The organism is Soonwooa sp., assembly GCF_030151385.1.
Lineage (GTDB): Bacteria > Bacteroidota > Bacteroidia > Flavobacteriales > Weeksellaceae > Soonwooa.
Window position 1 is genome coordinate 108305 of the sequence record NZ_JASLDS010000053.1, and the last position, 16124, is coordinate 124428.

Genomic DNA, 16124 nt, shown 5'->3' on the forward strand with positions numbered 1-16124 from the left:
AACAAAATATAAAATATGGAAACATTCAACGAATTTGATTCACAAGGAAAAGTTCCGGCAAGGAACACGGGCGACATTATTTCTCATGCTTTTGAGACGTACAAAGGGGTAATTCTTTACGCAATTGTTACAATGGTATTATATTTTATAATATCTTTTGTAGTACAGGCAATTTCTGGTTTTAACTCGCAAGCAGTTTATCAGGAGATTATTTCATCTGGCGGGCAAATCGATTATTTTGCGATACCAGGTATTAGAACTTATTATGGTTTTTCTGCTTTATTTGGATTATTACTATCGCCTTTATTTTTAGGTTTAATCTATATTTCGCATAAAGTAAACACAAAACAGCAGGTTGCGTTTGGAGATTTATTTTATGCATACAAAGAGAATCTTGTTAATATCTTAATTTATAGTTTAATAACTGGGATTATTAGTTCAATAGGTTTTTCACTTTGTGTAATTCCTGGTTTATTAGTAATGCCTTTATTTTTTATTGGTTATCCAATTTTGTTATTTGAAAAAGCAAGTGCTATGGATGCGCTTTCTAAGTCATTTAACATTGCAAAAGATAACTACGGAACATTTTTAGGGGTTGCAATTTTGGCATTCCTTATTAGTATCGCTGGTATTATATTGTGTGGTATTGGTCTTTTGGTAACTTTGCCATTTTATCTAACAGCGGCTTATTCATTGTATGTTGCATTTGTTGGTCTACCAAAACAAATTACCTATAATCCTTAAAATTTAAAATAATTAAAGTGCCTAATTCTGAAAAACAAATTAGTGGCAACATCATAAAACAAATAGCTCTCATAATACTAATTGTAACATTAGTTGGACTTATTTGTTATAATCTTGCTCTTTTTATTCCATCATTATTAGGCGCTTTAACTTTATACATTATTTCGAGAAAGTATCTTCTTTATCTTCTCGAACAAAAACACTGGAAGCCTGCTATTGCAGCTACAGTCATTATTCTTGCAACTTTGGTTGTTCTTATCCTACCTGTCTATTGGATTGTTGATATGCTGATTGCCAAGCTTGGAAATGCCCAAGCCTATATGGGAAAATTTAACGAGTTTATTGATAAAATCCATACTTATGTCTACTCTCAAATCCATGTCGATCTTCTTAGTAAGGAAAATCTTGACAAGCTAAAAGCAGCCGCTGGAAGATTTTCGACTTCAGCACTTAGTACGACATTTAACACTTTTACGATTATTTTTTCGATGTACTTCATCTTGTACTTTATGTTGGTAAGTCCAAGGAAATTCGAAAAACTTCTTACCAATGCAGCGCCTTTCAAAAAAGCAAACATTAATCTATTAGGCGAAAAAATCCGAAAAATGGTGATTGCCAATGCTATCGGGATTCCTGTAGTTGCTTTAGGACAAGGTTTGGTTGGCTTGGTCGGTTATTTCATATTTGGAGCGCCAAGTCCTGTGTTATTATTTGCACTAACATTTGTGTCGAGCATGATTCCTATTGTTGGAGCAGCAATTGTTTATGTCCCTGTATGTATTTTTATGATTGCTGAAGGTCAAACTGGTCCAGGATTAGGACTTGCGGTATATTGTTTGGTCGTTGTTGGACTAACTGACAATTTATTACGATTTACACTCCTTAAAAAATTAGAAAATATCCATCCTCTTAACACCGTTTTCGGAATTATTGCGGGGATGAATATCTTTGGATTTTTAGGTTTGATTTTTGGTCCTATTCTAGTGTCGGTTACGGTTTTGTTGATTCAGGTGTATCGCGACGAATTCTCAGACGACAATGATGATGGTCCAAAAGATATTGTGATGCCTAACAATGGTGAACTCGAACAAAAAATAGATATAATCATATAATGACGCCAGAAATTCTGCAAGAGCTTTGCAAAGTAAAAATGCCTTATGGTAAATACAAAGACCAATGGATTATTGACCTTCCAATCTCTTATTTGGAATGGTTTAACCGCAAAGGTTTTCCTCAGAATAAATTAGGTTCGCAACTGGCAACAATATATGAAGTTAAATTAAATGGTCTAGATCATATTTTTGCTGCTATTCGTGAGCACAAAAAGCCTGAAGCACCTACTAAACCTCGGGTTTACAAATTGTAGTTTTCTTTCCTAAAATCTTTTTTAGCATTAAAATCTTTGTTTTTGTATTTTTAGAAGATGGAAGCTTATCCTTATTCTAAAGTTAAACGACTTGGGTTTTGTATTATTTTATTTTTTCTATTGGCTAATTTTAGTTTAGCTCAAAATAGAAAGGATGAAATCAATACGCTGATTACTAAAGCGCAACAATATAAATTCAAAGATTGGACAAAAGCGGAAAGTCTTCTAAGTGAAGCACAGAAACAAGCAAAGACACAAGAAGAACTTGGCGATTTTTATATAGAAGCTTCTAAAATATATTCTGAAACCAACCGTTTTGACATCGCACTGGATTATTCTAGGAAAGCTTACAATATTTTTTATAAAACATCACCACAGAAAATTGCTGAGATTGATGATATGTTCGCTTTTGTGTACACGCAACTTAACGACACGCCAAAGGCGATAGAGTATTACAAAAAACTATTAGCAGAGCACATTAAGAATGCAAATACTTACGAGGAAATAAAAACCTACAACAATCTTGGTAATGCTTTTTTCGTGCTAAAAAAGCTAGACTCTTCTAATTATTATTTTTCTAAAGCTTTAACAAGGCTTGATGCTTTTAACAAACCAGAACTCAAAGTTTATGTTCTTGCGAATTTGGGAAAAGTAGCCTCTTTTCAGGGAGAGAAGAAAAAGGCTCTCGATTATTTGGAACAAGCAGAAGCTATTCTTAATACTGATAAAATTGAAAATCCAAAGGCTTTTTCTTTAGTATATTTCTACTTGATTAATTATTACAATAGTGTTGGTCTACATGATAAAGCGCTTGGTTATGTTAAAAAAATGGATCAATATACCAATAAGGCCAATCCTAATTTCGTGTATCGCGATTTGTTATGGGCAACTTATAACACCTATTTGGATCAAAAAGATTATAAAAATGCTGCCTATAGTTTTAAAACTTATGATTCTATTCGGGAACAATTAAATATTGAGGAAAAAGCGGTAAGTGTGGAACGAACAAAGCTAAAACACGATTACGAATCTCAAAAAAAGATTGATGAATTAATTCAAGATAAAAGGCAAAGTTACTACATCGCTGGTGCAATCTTTCTCTTGTTGTGTATTGTGATTTCGGTTTTGGCTGTTATTAATTATAGAAATAAAGTATCTAAGCTAGAGCTCGAAAAACTTCTACAAGTTGCTAGAACCAACAAATTAGAAATTGAAAACCACATGAAAGAAAAGCAACTCGTCTATAAATCGATTGAACAATCCAAAATCGAGGAGATTTTCAAATCTATAATGGAGCAAATCGATCATCTTAAATTAAAAGTTCAGAATCAAAAAATAGTAGACGAAATTTCTCATATTATTTTGGAAATCAAGACCAATATGAAAACCAATTCTTGGGAAGAGTTTGAACATCATTTTGTGAACATTCATGAATCTTTCTATAAAAACCTTGAAGCAAAACATCCAGATTTAACAACCTATGATCGACGACTTGCTGCCATGATTTTGTTAAAGTTAAGTACCAAAGAAATTTCGAATCTTCTAAATGTAACTCCAAAAACCATTGAGAATTCTAGAACCAGACTTCGAAAAAAATTAAATCTTACCAATACACAATCAGATATTTATCAATATCTTAATTCTTTTACAAATTATTGATAATCAATATAAAACAAATTGACGTTGTAGTAAGTGTGTGTTGTAAAATGGCTAGTGTGTGCTAAGTGTGTGGTGCTTTTTTAGGTCAAAATTATTTTAATCAATTGCTTTGTACCAACAAATCAAAATATTATGAAAAAAATAATTTTATCACTTAGCCTTATCATTGGAAGTTGTATTAGTGCACAATGGACAAATGATACCAATGAAAATACGCTGCTTGTTGCAAACAATAATGGCGCATCTTTTTCAGTAGCAACAGCAGATGGTCATATTTACCTTGGTTATTGGAAAAAAGTTGCAGCACCAACTAACTACGAACTTCGAATTCAGTATTTGGATAAGAATGGCAACAAACTTTGGGGTGAAGAAGGAAAGTTGATTAGCAACCAAATTCCGATGTCTACGTACACAATGGTAGAGCAAACAGTCTTGGACAAGGACGGAAATCTTTTTATTGGTGTAACAGGAACAACGGGTGGTTATCCCGCATTTGCATATAAAGTAACACCAAATGGAGACTTACCTTGGGGAACTAATGGTATTGCTTTAGGCGAAGGCTATGTACCAACCATTTTGCCACTGAAATCTGGCGATATTATAATCAGTTATTGGCCAACAAGTAAAGTGCAAGCGCGCTTACAAAAATTTACAAGTGCAGGTGTCCCAATTTGGTCTGAGCCAACAATAATCTATGCTGATGATACAACTAAAAAAACGGTTCCCGCAGATCTTTTCGAGCTAAGCAATGGCAACGTAGAAATTGTTTTTAATAAAGTGTTGACTGGCGCTTATACCAATCTTTTTGCGCAAACTTACGATCCAGATGGAAAACCTGTTTGGAACGCACCAGTTTTGTTATCACCAAATAGTTCTACTTGGAGCAAGAAAAATAGTACATTTTTTGAAAATGATAAAGTCTATTATGCCTTTACTAGCGGGCAAGGAGGACGTACAGATTCTTACTTAATAAAGATAAATCCTGATGGTTCTCTGCCTTGGGGCGTTGGTGGTGTTGACTTTAGTACCAACAATGCCAATTTCGAAAAAGATGTTCAGATTGCCTCAAAAGCAGGAACGGATCATATTTGGGGAATTTCGACTTTTAGTACTGCAGGATCTCAAAATTATTATGGTGAGTATGTACAAAAATTTGACAAAGAAACTGGTGCTCGATTATTTTCTGATAATGCTAAAGAAGTTTTTCCTTTATCACTAAATGATGCCAAAGCCCATGTTGGTACATTATTTTTGGATGACGATAAGCCTGTGTTTGCCTACAACAATATTAAAGAATTTAATGTGCAACTTTTCACAACACATTTGACAAGATTAAATAGTAAAGGTGAATTTGACTGGAAAGAAAAGTCCATCGATTTGATTACCAGAGAGTCCTTTACATCGCATAATAATTTGTTGAAAATGCCGGACAATCAAATAGTTTTTAAATACAATGAAACTCGAGATGGTGGCATCAATTCCGTCTATGCACAAAATGCCATGATGCCAGAGTCTTATTTAGCAACGAACGAAATTAATAATTCTAACTTGAGTGTGTATCCGAATCCAGCTTCTTCGATACTCAATTTTTCGAAAAATCTTGAAAATGCAAGTGTTAAGATTTACAATTTCTCTGGTCAATTGCTACGATCCGAAACCATCAAAGGCAGCAAGATTTCTGTAGAGAATTTACCAAAGTCAAACTACATCATTGAAATAAATAATAAAGGCAAAGTCTTCAGTACGAAGTTTATAAAGAATTAAAATACGAAAAGAAAAAAGTTCCAAAATGGAGCTTTTTTTATGCTTTCAAGGCTGCGATTTCGTCACGCAATTTGGCTGCTGCAATAAAGTCTAATTTCTTAGCAGCATCTTCCATTTCTTTTTGTTTTTGCTCAATTAATTTCTGAATATCTTCATTCGCATAAGTGGCTTTGACTTCTGCAACTTCTTGTAATATAGATTTTTGAGTGTATTTGTCGTCAGGGAAATCTTTGCTTCGACCAACAAGATTTTCACTAATTTTTTTGTTTAGAGCAGTTGGTACAAGACCATTTATTTCGTTGTAACGGATTTGTTTTTCGCGTCGATAGAAAGTTTCATCAATTGTAGCTTGCATCGATTTTGTCATTTTGTCGGCATACATGATGGCTTTACCATTAATATTTCTTGCAGCACGACCAACAGTTTGTATCATCGATCGACGGCTTCTCAACATGCCTTCTTTATCAGCGTCAAGAATAGCAACCAACGATACTTCTGGTAAATCCAAACCTTCTCTTAGTAGGTTAACACCAATCAAAACGTCGAAAAGTCCCAAACGCAAATCTTGCATAATCTGGATACGTTCAAGTGTTTCTACATCAGAGTGGATGTAACGTGTTCTTATTCCGAACTTTGTGAAATATTTGGTAAGTTCTTCTGCCATTTTTTTTGTTAAAGTTGTTACCAAAGTTCGTTCGTCAACTTCTGACCTTTTCTGGATTTCTTCAATTAAGTCATCAATCTGATTGAGACTAGGTCTTACTTCAATTATAGGATCCAAAAGTCCAGTAGGACGGATGATTTGCTCAATATATTCGCCACCCGTTTTTTCCAATTCGTAATCTGCAGGAGTTGCTGACACATAAATAACCTGATTTTGCATATGTTCAAACTCAGGAAATTTTAAAGGCCGGTTATCCATTGCGGCTGGCAGGCGGAATCCGAATTCCACTAAAGATTCTTTACGACTTCGGTCACCGCCGTACATCGCGTGAACTTGAGGAATTGTTACGTGACTCTCATCAATAACCATCAAAAAGTCTTTTGGAAAATAGTCTAAAAGACAGAAAGGTCGAGATCCTGGCGTTCTGCCATCCATATATCGAGAGTAGTTTTCGATACCTGAGCAGTAACCTAGTTCTTTTATCATTTCTAAATCCAGTTCTGTACGCTCTTGCAAACGTTTTGCTTCCAAAGGTTTTTCAACAGAATTAAAAAAGTCAACTTGCTTTACCAAATCATCCTGTATCTCTCGAATGGCACCTTGCATGGTTTCTGGCGAAGTAACAAACAGGTTAGCAGGATAGATATTAATTTGGTCAAAATTCGCTTCTACATTTCCACTTACAGGGTCAAAACTTTGGATTTTTTCAATTTCGTCTCCGAAAAACTGAATCCTAACGGCATTGTCCGCATAGGCAGGAAAAATGTCAACAACATCACCTTTAACACGGAAAGTTCCTCTTTGGAAATCATTTAATGCACGAGAATACAATGCATTCACCAAAGAATGAAGAAGTTTCGTTCTTGATATTTTTTCGTTTTTCTCAATGCTAATCAAAGACTTATGGAATTCGGTTGGATTTCCGATACCATAGATACACGACACCGAAGCGACAATCAAAACATCGCGACGTCCCGAAAGTAGGGAAGCGGTGGCTGAAAGTCTCAACTTTTCAACTTCTTCGTTAATGCTGAGGTCTTTTTCGATATAAGTTCCTGTTGATGCGATATAAGCTTCAGGTTGATAGTAGTCGTAATAACTGACAAAATACTCGACAGCATTATCTGGAAAAAATTCCTTAAACTCCATAAATAGCTGTGCCGCCAAAGTTTTGTTATGTGCCAAAACAATGGTTGGTCGCTGGATTTGGTTAACGACATTGGCAATCGTAAAGGTTTTACCAGAACCAGTTACGCCTAATAAGGTTTGATATTTTTCGCCAATTTGTAGACCTTCTACCAATTTTTCGATAGCTTGAGGCTGATCACCAGTCGGTTGATATTCAGATTGAAGTTTAAAATTCATACATCAAAATTACGAAAAGCAATTTTTGTTTGGACATTATTTAGAAATAAGTTTTTTGAAAGCTTTTAATTGGATTTTGTCGCGCTTTAGTTGATTTCTGTATTTAGATTTTTAAGTACAATATTAGATGCTTGTTTATTTAATTCTATTTTTTACTTTTTTATCATTTGTTAAATTTTTAATAAAGAGATTGTTTTATTATTGCAACTGCTTTTTATTATGTTAAATGTTAAAGTATTGATTTTTTTTATTACTATTTGCAATATATTATACCTTTGATTAAAACAAAATTTATTTATGAAAAAACTTTATTTACGAAATTTAAAACTTTCGATGATAGGCTTCACATTAATGGGAGGTTTATCCAGTGCACAAGTGTTTGAAATTCCAAGAGCTAATACTGGTCCAGTAACCTATGCCTCTAAGGTAAATAATGATGGTCTTGTTCTATTAAAAACGGAAAAAGCCAACTACACTTGGACAGAGCAAGCTGGTCTAGTATCGATAAATGATATTACAAATAACACTTTAGTACCTGGAAATCCATCCTTATCAGCAGACGGATCAGTGTTCACACTTTTTGCAACTAATCCACAAACTGGAAGTGGAGAAGCTGCTTTGTACAAACCAAGTACCAATCAGTGGAAATTTGTTGGTAGTATGGGAAAAGTGGTAGATGGTAATACAACATCACCATACGCTATGTCTCAAGATGGAAAGTATATTGTTGGAGGAGGCTGGACTACTAATATCGATTATCATGCCTTTGTATGGAGTGAAGCTGGTGGATTAAAAGATCTGGGAACTGCAGTTCCTGATAGAAATACCCGTGCAAACGATATTAGTGCTGATGGCAGTATTATAGTTGGATTTCAGGAAAGTGAATTTGGTGATTGGAATGCTGTCTATTGGAAAAATGGTCAAGAAGTATTCTTAAAAGATCAAAACGGCGAAAATATTCCTGACGCAGAAGGTATTTCTTCTGATGGAAAATGGATCATTGGAGGGAAGTATAATAATAATGCATGGAAATGGAGTGCAGAGACTGGCCTTGTTGTTATCCCTCATCCTGAAGCTCAAGATGGTTATGTTGGTTTCGCAAACGCCATTAACCATGATGGTAGTGTAATTGTTGGTAGCCAACAAGCTATACAAAATGTTGGCCTGCCTAATGAAGGTTTTATCTGGACACAAACTTCAGGAAGGGTTCCGTTAAATACTTATGTCGATAATTTGGGCTTAGACCGAAAAGGACTGAATCTTCTTTTCCCAACAGGAATTTCTAACGATGGTAAAATGATTAGTGGTAATGCTTATAATGCCAACCACGAATATGTTCCGTTTTTGGTTAAGTTACCAACTTCGCTTTCTTGTGCCGATCAAAAAGTGACCGATAGCAACTTTGGAGGATCTGCGGAGTTTGGAGGAACTAAATCAGCTTTCGATATTCCAGTTGGAAATGTAGGTTTTACAGCTTACGGCGTTAATATTAATGTTTATAAAACTGATGATGTTGCTCCAGTATTTACTGTTAAACTATATAGCAATGCAGGAAATAATGTTCCTGGTACGGAGTTAAAATCTTTAACAGCTTCCATCAAAGGAAAAACATTGGTAGGAAATGCTGATGGAAAAGACGTATACAATTATGTTTTAGGCTTTGATACTCCGATGGCTTTAGATGCCAACAAAACTTACTGGATGTCTGTAGATTCTAATACAGGTGGTTGGCAGGTTACAGGACCTAAAAATCTTGGAGCTAATATGGCGATTAGTCCTGCTCCTGGTATGTGGATTACAATTCCACAAGAGTTGGTATATGGTATCGAATGTTCAGTTTTGGCAACTTCTGAGGTTAAAACAGATCGATTAACTTTCTATCCAAATCCAGTTAAGGATGTTGTTAATTTTAATACTAAAAAAGAGATCAAGCAAGTTGTAGTGTATAATGCTGCTGGTCAAATCGTATCTTCTAAATCTCAGCTTAAAGATAATAAACTGAATGTGTCGCAATTAGCGCCAGGAACCTATCTTCTGAAAGTTGATCTAGGAGAAGGACAGGCACAAACACTTAAAGTTATTAAACAATAATAAAAAAATAGTACTTGTACAAATAAAAACAAAATCCTGAGTCTTGGCTCAGGATTTTTTTATGCGATCGGCTCTTTTGACACCATGAAAATCTTTTAGATAAAATGGTTCAAAATAAGCAACATCTTCAAAGTCTTTATTATTAAATTTTTCCACCGCTTTTTTGATTAGATATTGAGCCGATGGATAGATAGTAGCATCAAAACTGGCATTTGGAAGATTGAGAATGTCTTGTGCTTTTGTTGCTCCATCACCAACAAACAAAACTTTCTCATCTTTTAAATTTTGAAATGAGTTTTCATCCAACACCAAAGCTTTGGTTGCAGAAATCTCGTTGCCAGTTTTTCCATCATAAGTTGCCGTGTAAACTTCCATTCTGCGCGCATCAATTAACGGAATTATTTTGTCAAAACCTTGATTAACAAATTTTTCAACCATACTATCTAAAGAATTAATTGCAAGCAAGGGAAGGTTTAATCCAAAACAAAAACCTTTTGCCGAAGCAGCGCCAATTCGTAAACCTGTATATGAGCCAGGACCTTTGCCAAGGCAAACTGCATCGAGGTCTTTTAATTCGATTTCTGCACCTTCCAAAGCCCATTCTACAAAAGTGTGGAGGCTTTCGGATTGTTTGTAATTTTCGGAAACTTCCTCACAAAGACACAATAAATTTTCGCTATCAGAAATAGCAACAGAACAATTTTTGGAAGAGGTTTCGATATGTAAAATTTTCATTTTCTTAAATACTTGATTGTTTAACTAAGCCTTAGAAAGCCGTTGTTTTTAATCTCTTTGTGGATGTCGACAATGTTTTCGGGGATGTTGTTTTGGGTCAGCCAATTGATGTCTAGCCCGTTATATATTGCAGTCGTTATAAAGTGGTCATTGTTGCCAATACCGCTTCCAAGAATTTTCAAATTCTCGCGAAACTCATATTGGTCATCCTCATGTAATTTTACAATGCCCATTAAAATTTTAAAAATTCTTGCCAAAGCTGGAATATAAAACTTTTCGCCTTGTCTTCTTGAGAAATATGCAAATTGTTCTTCCAGATTTGGGACAAGTTTTGTTAACATATAAAGGTTGAGCCAAATATCGCCAAACTTGTCTTTTGTAATTTTGACATGCTCAGTAATCATCCCACTCATATATCGAACATCCATCGAAAGGTAGCTAGGTGATTTAAAATGTTTGATAGCACTTTCAATTTTTTTATCAAGAATCGCTTGTAGTTGATTTCTTTTATCTTCAACAGATTCTTCGCTCAACAATTCGTATTGAAGTCGCTTTGCCAGAATAATATCTTTTTTTAAAAGCCTTAGTATCAATTTATCCTTTTCTTTATCAGGAATATTACTAAGAGCATCTTTAAAGTCTTGTTCGAATGTCATTGTGTAAATTCTTCGTCAAAATTAGTTTTTTAATTCGATACTTTGTCGCGACCACAATTTCCAGTGGCCTGCTTTTTTAATCCAAATTTCTAAAACCGATAAATTCATTGCAAAATCATAACTTTTGTAAGTTCCAACAACATGGATAATTCTACGAATAGAAGCTGTCTTTTTATAAATTTTAAATTCTTTTAAAGCGGTTTGTGTTACCAATTTGTAGTCGACTTTTTTAGAAAGAATATCTTTTTTAAAATCATCAATATTTTGAATCCATCCATTAGAATGTCCAAAACTAACATCTTTTGTAAGCAAATTAAGAATGTTAGGATTATTGGTTTGCATCAAACTGTCTAAAGTTTTGACTTGAGTTTCCAAAGCTTTGTCAAAATTTTGTGACGAAAATAAACTTAAATTAAATATTAAAATAACAAAGCTTAAATATTTGCAAATCATTACTTTTTGTAAATCATTCTTGGTTCGGCTTGCGCTTTTGGATAGATGCAAAGATCAGCAATCGAAACGCGGTCTGGCGCATTAACACAATATGAAATTGCATCAGCAATATCTTCCGCTTTTAGAGCTTCATAACCAGCATAGACTGTTGCTGCTCTATCTTCATCACCTTTGAAACGAACTTTCGAAAAATCAGTTTCCACGGCGCCTGGTTGGATGTTGGTGACTTTAATTCCGAATTCCGTTAATTCGATGCGCATTCCTTCAGAAATAACATCAACGGCTTTTTTGCTTGCACAATAGACAACACCATTGGCATAAGTCTGTCTTGCCGCAACCGACGAAATATTAACAATGTGGCCTGAATTTCGGGCTTTCATCTGTGGAATTACTTGTTTCGAAACATAAAGCAAACCTTTAACATTGCCGTCCATCATCGCATCCCAATCGTCAACAGAGCCTTCTGCCAAGCTTTCTAGTCCATGTGCGTTTCCAGCATTATTGATGAGAATATCAATGTTTTTAAAATCGTCGGGAAGATTTGCAAAAGCAGTTTCAACCTGATTGCGATCGCGAACATCAAATTTTAAAGTCCAAACTTCTGTTTCTTTGGAAAGCTCATTTTTTATGGTTTCCAAAACTTCTTCATTGCGTCCACAAAGGATAAGTCTATGATTTTGTTGTGCTAATAGGTAAGCAGTCGCTTTTCCAATTCCTGATGTTGCGCCTGTTATAAGTGTCGTTTTCATTTAGAATTTTATTTCTACACAAAGCTATTTCATTTTTAAGTTTTAAAATGGCTTTTCGAGGATTAATTTCGGTGCGAATGTTTAATTTTACAGATTCAAGTTTAGAAAAATGACAGATTTACCAGGATTAGCGATTAAAGATTTTTACGAGAAAAAATTAAAATCAAAGCTTTATGTTCATGACCAATTTGGACCAAAAGTAGAAATGCCGATTTCGATGTATTTTCGTGATGAGGTGGAAATGCCAGAATTGGAAGATGTGGCGTTAGATCATTGTGTAGGACGCGTTTTGGATGTTGGTGCTGGTGCTGGTTCTCATGCTTTGGCTTTGCAAGTGAAAGGTCACGAAGTTTCGGCTTTGGAAATTTCGCCAGCGGCGTGCGAAGTCATGGAATCTCGTGGTGTGAAAGATGTGATTTGTGCTGACTTTTTTAAATTTAATTCAGAGGAAAAATACGATACGATTTTACTGTTAATGAATGGTATTGGACTTTGCGGAACAATTGAAAATTTAAAAACATTTTTAAAAAAGGCTGAAGAACTTCTTAATGAGGATGGAAGATTGGTTTTTGATTCCTCTGATACCATCTATATGTACGAGCATGATATTTTGCCAGAACGCTATTATGGTGAAGTGGAATGTGCTTATTCTTATAAAAATCTTAAAACAGATTTCTTCAAATGGTTATACATTGACCAAGATAAATTGCGAGAAGTTACCGAAGAATTGGGTTGGAAGATGAAAGTTCTTTTTGAAGATAATCATTATCAATATTTGGTAGAACTAAAAAAATAAAGCTCGGATAACCGAGCTTTTTATATTATTGGGGAACGTCCATTGATACAGAGTCGAATAATAGTTTGACTCTAACTTTGGATTCAATAGGATTAGAATCGCACGTTGCAGGAATCCATTTTGTATTCAATTTTTTTATCGCTGATTCGAGATCTTGATAAAAATAACGTGTGTTCGGAATACTAGGACCTGGCTGTATCTTGCTAATTTCACCTTGTCGATTGATTGTTAAATCGATGTAGAAATTACCATCTGGAGCATAAGCATCCATATTGAGATATTTATTGATTCTTTTCTTAAGATCAGTTCTAAGCTGCTCTTCGCCTGCTGCATATTTTACAGAAGTGAAAGTATGACCTTGGTCTACGGCGCAAGTTTTATCAGCAATTTGGAAAACGCCACGGATGTCATATACCATCACATTTCGCGCTACTTCCAAGCTTACAGAACTATCTTGTTGCTCTTCTACATCGGCTTGTGCAAAAGCCATCGATGTGAAAAGCGTAAAAATTAAAGCTATTTGTTTCATGTATCTAATTTATAAAACTTCTATTTGATTTTTTAATAAATCTTCAAATTCTTCACGTTTTCTTATCAATGTGGCTTTTCCATCTAAGAACATTACTTCGGCAGGTTTTAATCTAGAATTAAAGTTAGAGCTCATTTCGAAACCATAAGCACCAGCATTTCTAAACACTAAAACATCGCCTTCTCTCACCTCGTGAAGTTTTCTATCCCAAGCGAAAGTGTCTGTCTCACAGATGTTTCCGACAACGGTATAGATTCTTTCTGGTCCGTTTGGATTAGAAAGATTTTCGATTTTATGGTAAGCATCGTAGAACATTGGACGTATCAAATGATTGAAACCAGAGTTAACACCAACAAAAACCGTTGCTGTCGTTTGTTTAATAACATTTGATTTTACCAAAAAATGACCACTTTGACTTACTAAATATTTTCCTGGCTCAAACCAAAGTTGGAATTCTTTTCCTGTTTCTTTGGTATAGTCTTTCATCGCTTTGTCAACTTTTTTTCCTAGAGATTTAACATCCGTTTCTAGATCGCCATCTTGGAAAGGCACTTTGAAACCGCTTCCCATATCGATGTATTTTAGATTTGGGAAATTATCTGCTAAAGTGAACATAATTTCTAGCCCTTGTAGGAACACATCTGGATCTTTAATCTCGCTACCAGTATGCATGTGCAAACCTTCTACATTAATGTTGGTAGACTTTACGATACGTTCGATGTGGCGCATTTGGTGAATTGAAATTCCAAACTTGCTGTCGATATGTCCGGTCGAAATTTTATAATTTCCACCAGCGAAAATGTGCGGATTAATTCTGATAAAAATAGGGTAGCTGCCACCATGTTTGTTACCGAATTGTTCCAAAATCGAAATGTTATCGATATTGATGTGTACGTTAAAGCTCATTGCTTCTTCGATTTCTGTGATGTCCACACAGTTTGGCGTGAAGAGAATTCGGTCGGATGAAAAACCAGCTTTTAACCCAAGTTTGACCTCGTTGATCGAAACACAATCGAGATTAGCACCCTGTTTCTCAACGTATTTCAAGATATTGATATTGGTCAAAGCCTTGGCAGCGTAGAAAAATCGTGTGTTCTTCGAGAAAGAACCAGTCAACTTTTCATACTGCACTTTTATCGATTCTACATCGTACACATACACAGGTGTACCGAACTCATCAGCAATTTTTAATAAATCTTGATTGGTCATTGGATTAAACTAAATTTTTTTGAAAAAATAAACATGCAAATCTCGGTATTTTTTAGATATAAATACTGAAATGTCCTAGAAATCTAATGCTTAGATCTAAAATTATTTTTCGGGTAGCGCCTGAATTTCGAAATCGCCACGTAAAAGTGATAATTGTAACTCATTTTTAAGATAAGGCGACACAGTCGAAACCGGAATTATTAACTTGTTAATTTTGTCCATCGTTTGGATTTGATGGTACAATTCGTAGAAACCAAATCCTTTTAGTTTTCCTTTTTCGAACAATATAAATACGCGTTCGCCAAGTTGTCTGCCTTTCGATGTCCAGATTTCGTTGCGCGATTTGAAATTGATTTTCTTTGTTAAGTTAATCACATCATGCAGCGATTCTTGTTTTTTAATAAAGCTTAAAGCTTTGAGACCTTGCGTATAGCTTTTGAATTTTAAAAAAGGTTTGGGTTCTGTTTCTTTGTTAAATTTTTCGACGCTGTATTTTCCGTTTTTGGAAAACAATCCAAAATTTAGTTTCTGAACCTTACTTAGATTTTTTGTTTTCATAATAAGTTGTGCAATCACTTCATTACCAGTTAATTCGTAGTGAATTTGCTCAACTTCAGTCTGGATAAGCTTTAGTTTTTTTGCATTAGAATTAAAAACCTTTTTAGCTGCTTTGTAAATGTTATCTACAAAGTCATAAAAAATAATTTTGCCTTCTTTGTTTTGGAAATAAATAATGCCACGATCTGCTGGCAAGTCTTCTGTTAACTCTTTTATTTTGTTGACATAATTTTGAGCTTTACTTTCTTCAAACTGTGACTCGATTATTTCGTGGTCTTTGTCTTTGGTAATCAATAATTTAAGTAAGTCTAAAGTTGCTCTTGCGTCACCACTTGCACGGTGTGCTTCTGATAACGGTATGCCAATAGATTTGCAAAGCTTCCCAAGAGAGTAACTCGCCTCACCAGGAATTAATTTTTTAGCTAACGGAATTGTATCTAAAGTGTTGATTTTGAAATCGTAACCAAGCCTTTTGAAAGATTGACGCAACATGCGATAGTCGAACTCAATGTTATGTCCAACCAAAGTCGAATCTTGCGTTATTTCGACAATGCGCTTTGCAATCTCGTGAAACTTCGGCGCCGTTTTCACCATATTCGGTGATATGCCCGTTAGCTTTTGTACAAAGGAAGTTATATCTGCTTCTGGATTTACCAAAGAGATAAACTGGTCAACAATCTCATGTCCGTCGTAACGGTAAATTGCGATTTCAATAATATTTTCTTTGCGGTAAGGACCGCCGTTACTTTCTATGTCTACTACAGAATACATCTACATTTGTGTTCT

The 16124-nt window shown here is 34.8% G+C and carries 15 protein-coding genes; 7 read left to right on the forward strand and 8 right to left on the reverse strand.

What is annotated here, in order from left to right; all coding sequences use genetic code 11:
• Positions 1-15 precede the first annotated feature (15 nt).
• From Q1V95_RS10550 to Q1V95_RS10570, 5 genes are all read left to right on the forward strand, one after another.
• Positions 16-744: a beta-carotene 15,15'-monooxygenase gene (locus Q1V95_RS10550; protein ID WP_300673517.1), complete on the forward strand. Its 729-nt coding sequence runs from the start codon at positions 16-18 to the stop codon at positions 742-744.
• A 17-nt stretch (positions 745-761) separates the two neighbouring features.
• Positions 762-1856 carry an AI-2E family transporter gene (locus tag Q1V95_RS10555; protein ID WP_300673519.1) on the forward strand — a complete coding sequence of 365 codons (1095 nt, stop codon included), beginning with the start codon at positions 762-764 and terminating at the stop codon, positions 1854-1856.
• The gene (locus Q1V95_RS10560) at positions 1856-2110 is read left to right on the forward strand and encodes a DUF3820 family protein (protein ID WP_300673522.1); all 255 of its coding nucleotides are present in this window, start codon (positions 1856-1858) and stop codon (positions 2108-2110) included. Before Q1V95_RS10555 ends, Q1V95_RS10560 begins: the two co-directional genes overlap by 1 nt.
• Before the next feature lie 57 nt (positions 2111-2167).
• A complete protein-coding gene (locus Q1V95_RS10565) occupies positions 2168-3769 on the forward strand; it encodes a tetratricopeptide repeat protein (RefSeq protein ID WP_300673524.1) in 1602 nt (533 codons plus the stop codon).
• Positions 3770-3901: 132 nt separating this feature from the next.
• Positions 3902-5533, forward strand: coding sequence for a T9SS type A sorting domain-containing protein (locus tag Q1V95_RS10570; RefSeq protein WP_300673527.1), 1632 nt, complete (start codon positions 3902-3904; stop codon positions 5531-5533).
• A gap of 37 nt (positions 5534-5570) precedes the next feature.
• Here Q1V95_RS10570 and uvrB read toward each other — a convergent pair whose 3' ends face one another.
• Complete coding sequence (gene uvrB, locus Q1V95_RS10575) at positions 5571-7562, reverse strand: excinuclease ABC subunit UvrB (protein ID WP_300673529.1); 1992 nt, start codon at positions 7560-7562, stop codon at positions 5571-5573.
• A 297-nt stretch (positions 7563-7859) separates the two neighbouring features.
• On the opposite strand from uvrB, the gene Q1V95_RS10580 reads away from it, so the two are divergent.
• A complete protein-coding gene (locus Q1V95_RS10580; protein WP_300673532.1) occupies positions 7860-9653 on the forward strand; it encodes a T9SS type A sorting domain-containing protein in 1794 nt (597 codons plus the stop codon).
• 48 nt (positions 9654-9701) lie between these two features.
• Here the strand turns inward: Q1V95_RS10580 and tsaB are convergent, their stop codons facing one another.
• The 4 genes from tsaB to Q1V95_RS10600 all read right to left on the reverse strand — a co-directional run bounded on the left by tsaB (position 9702) and on the right by Q1V95_RS10600 (position 12246).
• Positions 9702-10388 (reverse strand): tRNA (adenosine(37)-N6)-threonylcarbamoyltransferase complex dimerization subunit type 1 TsaB, encoded by a 687-nt coding sequence (gene tsaB / locus Q1V95_RS10585; protein ID WP_300673533.1) that lies wholly within the window; start codon positions 10386-10388, stop codon positions 9702-9704.
• A 20-nt stretch (positions 10389-10408) separates the two neighbouring features.
• Entirely contained in the window at positions 10409-11044 is a 636-nt protein-coding gene (locus Q1V95_RS10590; protein WP_300673536.1) for a hypothetical protein, read from the reverse strand.
• A gap of 21 nt (positions 11045-11065) precedes the next feature.
• Positions 11066-11419 carry a nuclear transport factor 2 family protein gene (locus tag Q1V95_RS10595; RefSeq protein ID WP_300673538.1) on the reverse strand — a complete coding sequence of 118 codons (354 nt, stop codon included), beginning with the start codon at positions 11417-11419 and terminating at the stop codon, positions 11066-11068.
• 77 nt (positions 11420-11496) lie between these two features.
• Positions 11497-12246 carry an SDR family NAD(P)-dependent oxidoreductase gene (locus Q1V95_RS10600; protein WP_300673541.1) on the reverse strand — a complete coding sequence of 250 codons (750 nt, stop codon included), beginning with the start codon at positions 12244-12246 and terminating at the stop codon, positions 11497-11499.
• Between the two features lie 109 nt (positions 12247-12355).
• Here Q1V95_RS10600 and Q1V95_RS10605 point away from each other — a divergent pair, with 109 nt between their 5' ends.
• A complete protein-coding gene (locus tag Q1V95_RS10605) occupies positions 12356-13042 on the forward strand; it encodes a class I SAM-dependent methyltransferase (RefSeq protein WP_300673544.1) in 687 nt (228 codons plus the stop codon).
• 25 nt (positions 13043-13067) lie between these two features.
• Here the strand turns inward: Q1V95_RS10605 and Q1V95_RS10610 are convergent, their stop codons facing one another.
• From Q1V95_RS10610 to Q1V95_RS10620, 3 genes are all read right to left on the reverse strand, one after another.
• Entirely contained in the window at positions 13068-13571 is a 504-nt protein-coding gene (locus Q1V95_RS10610) for a hypothetical protein (protein WP_300673546.1), read from the reverse strand.
• A gap of 9 nt (positions 13572-13580) precedes the next feature.
• Entirely contained in the window at positions 13581-14780 is a 1200-nt protein-coding gene (lysA, locus tag Q1V95_RS10615) for a diaminopimelate decarboxylase (RefSeq protein WP_300673549.1), read from the reverse strand.
• A 102-nt stretch (positions 14781-14882) separates the two neighbouring features.
• Positions 14883-16109, reverse strand: a complete 1227-nt coding sequence (locus tag Q1V95_RS10620) for a 3'-5' exonuclease (protein ID WP_300673551.1) — start codon at positions 16107-16109, stop codon at positions 14883-14885.
• Positions 16110-16124 lie beyond the last annotated feature (15 nt).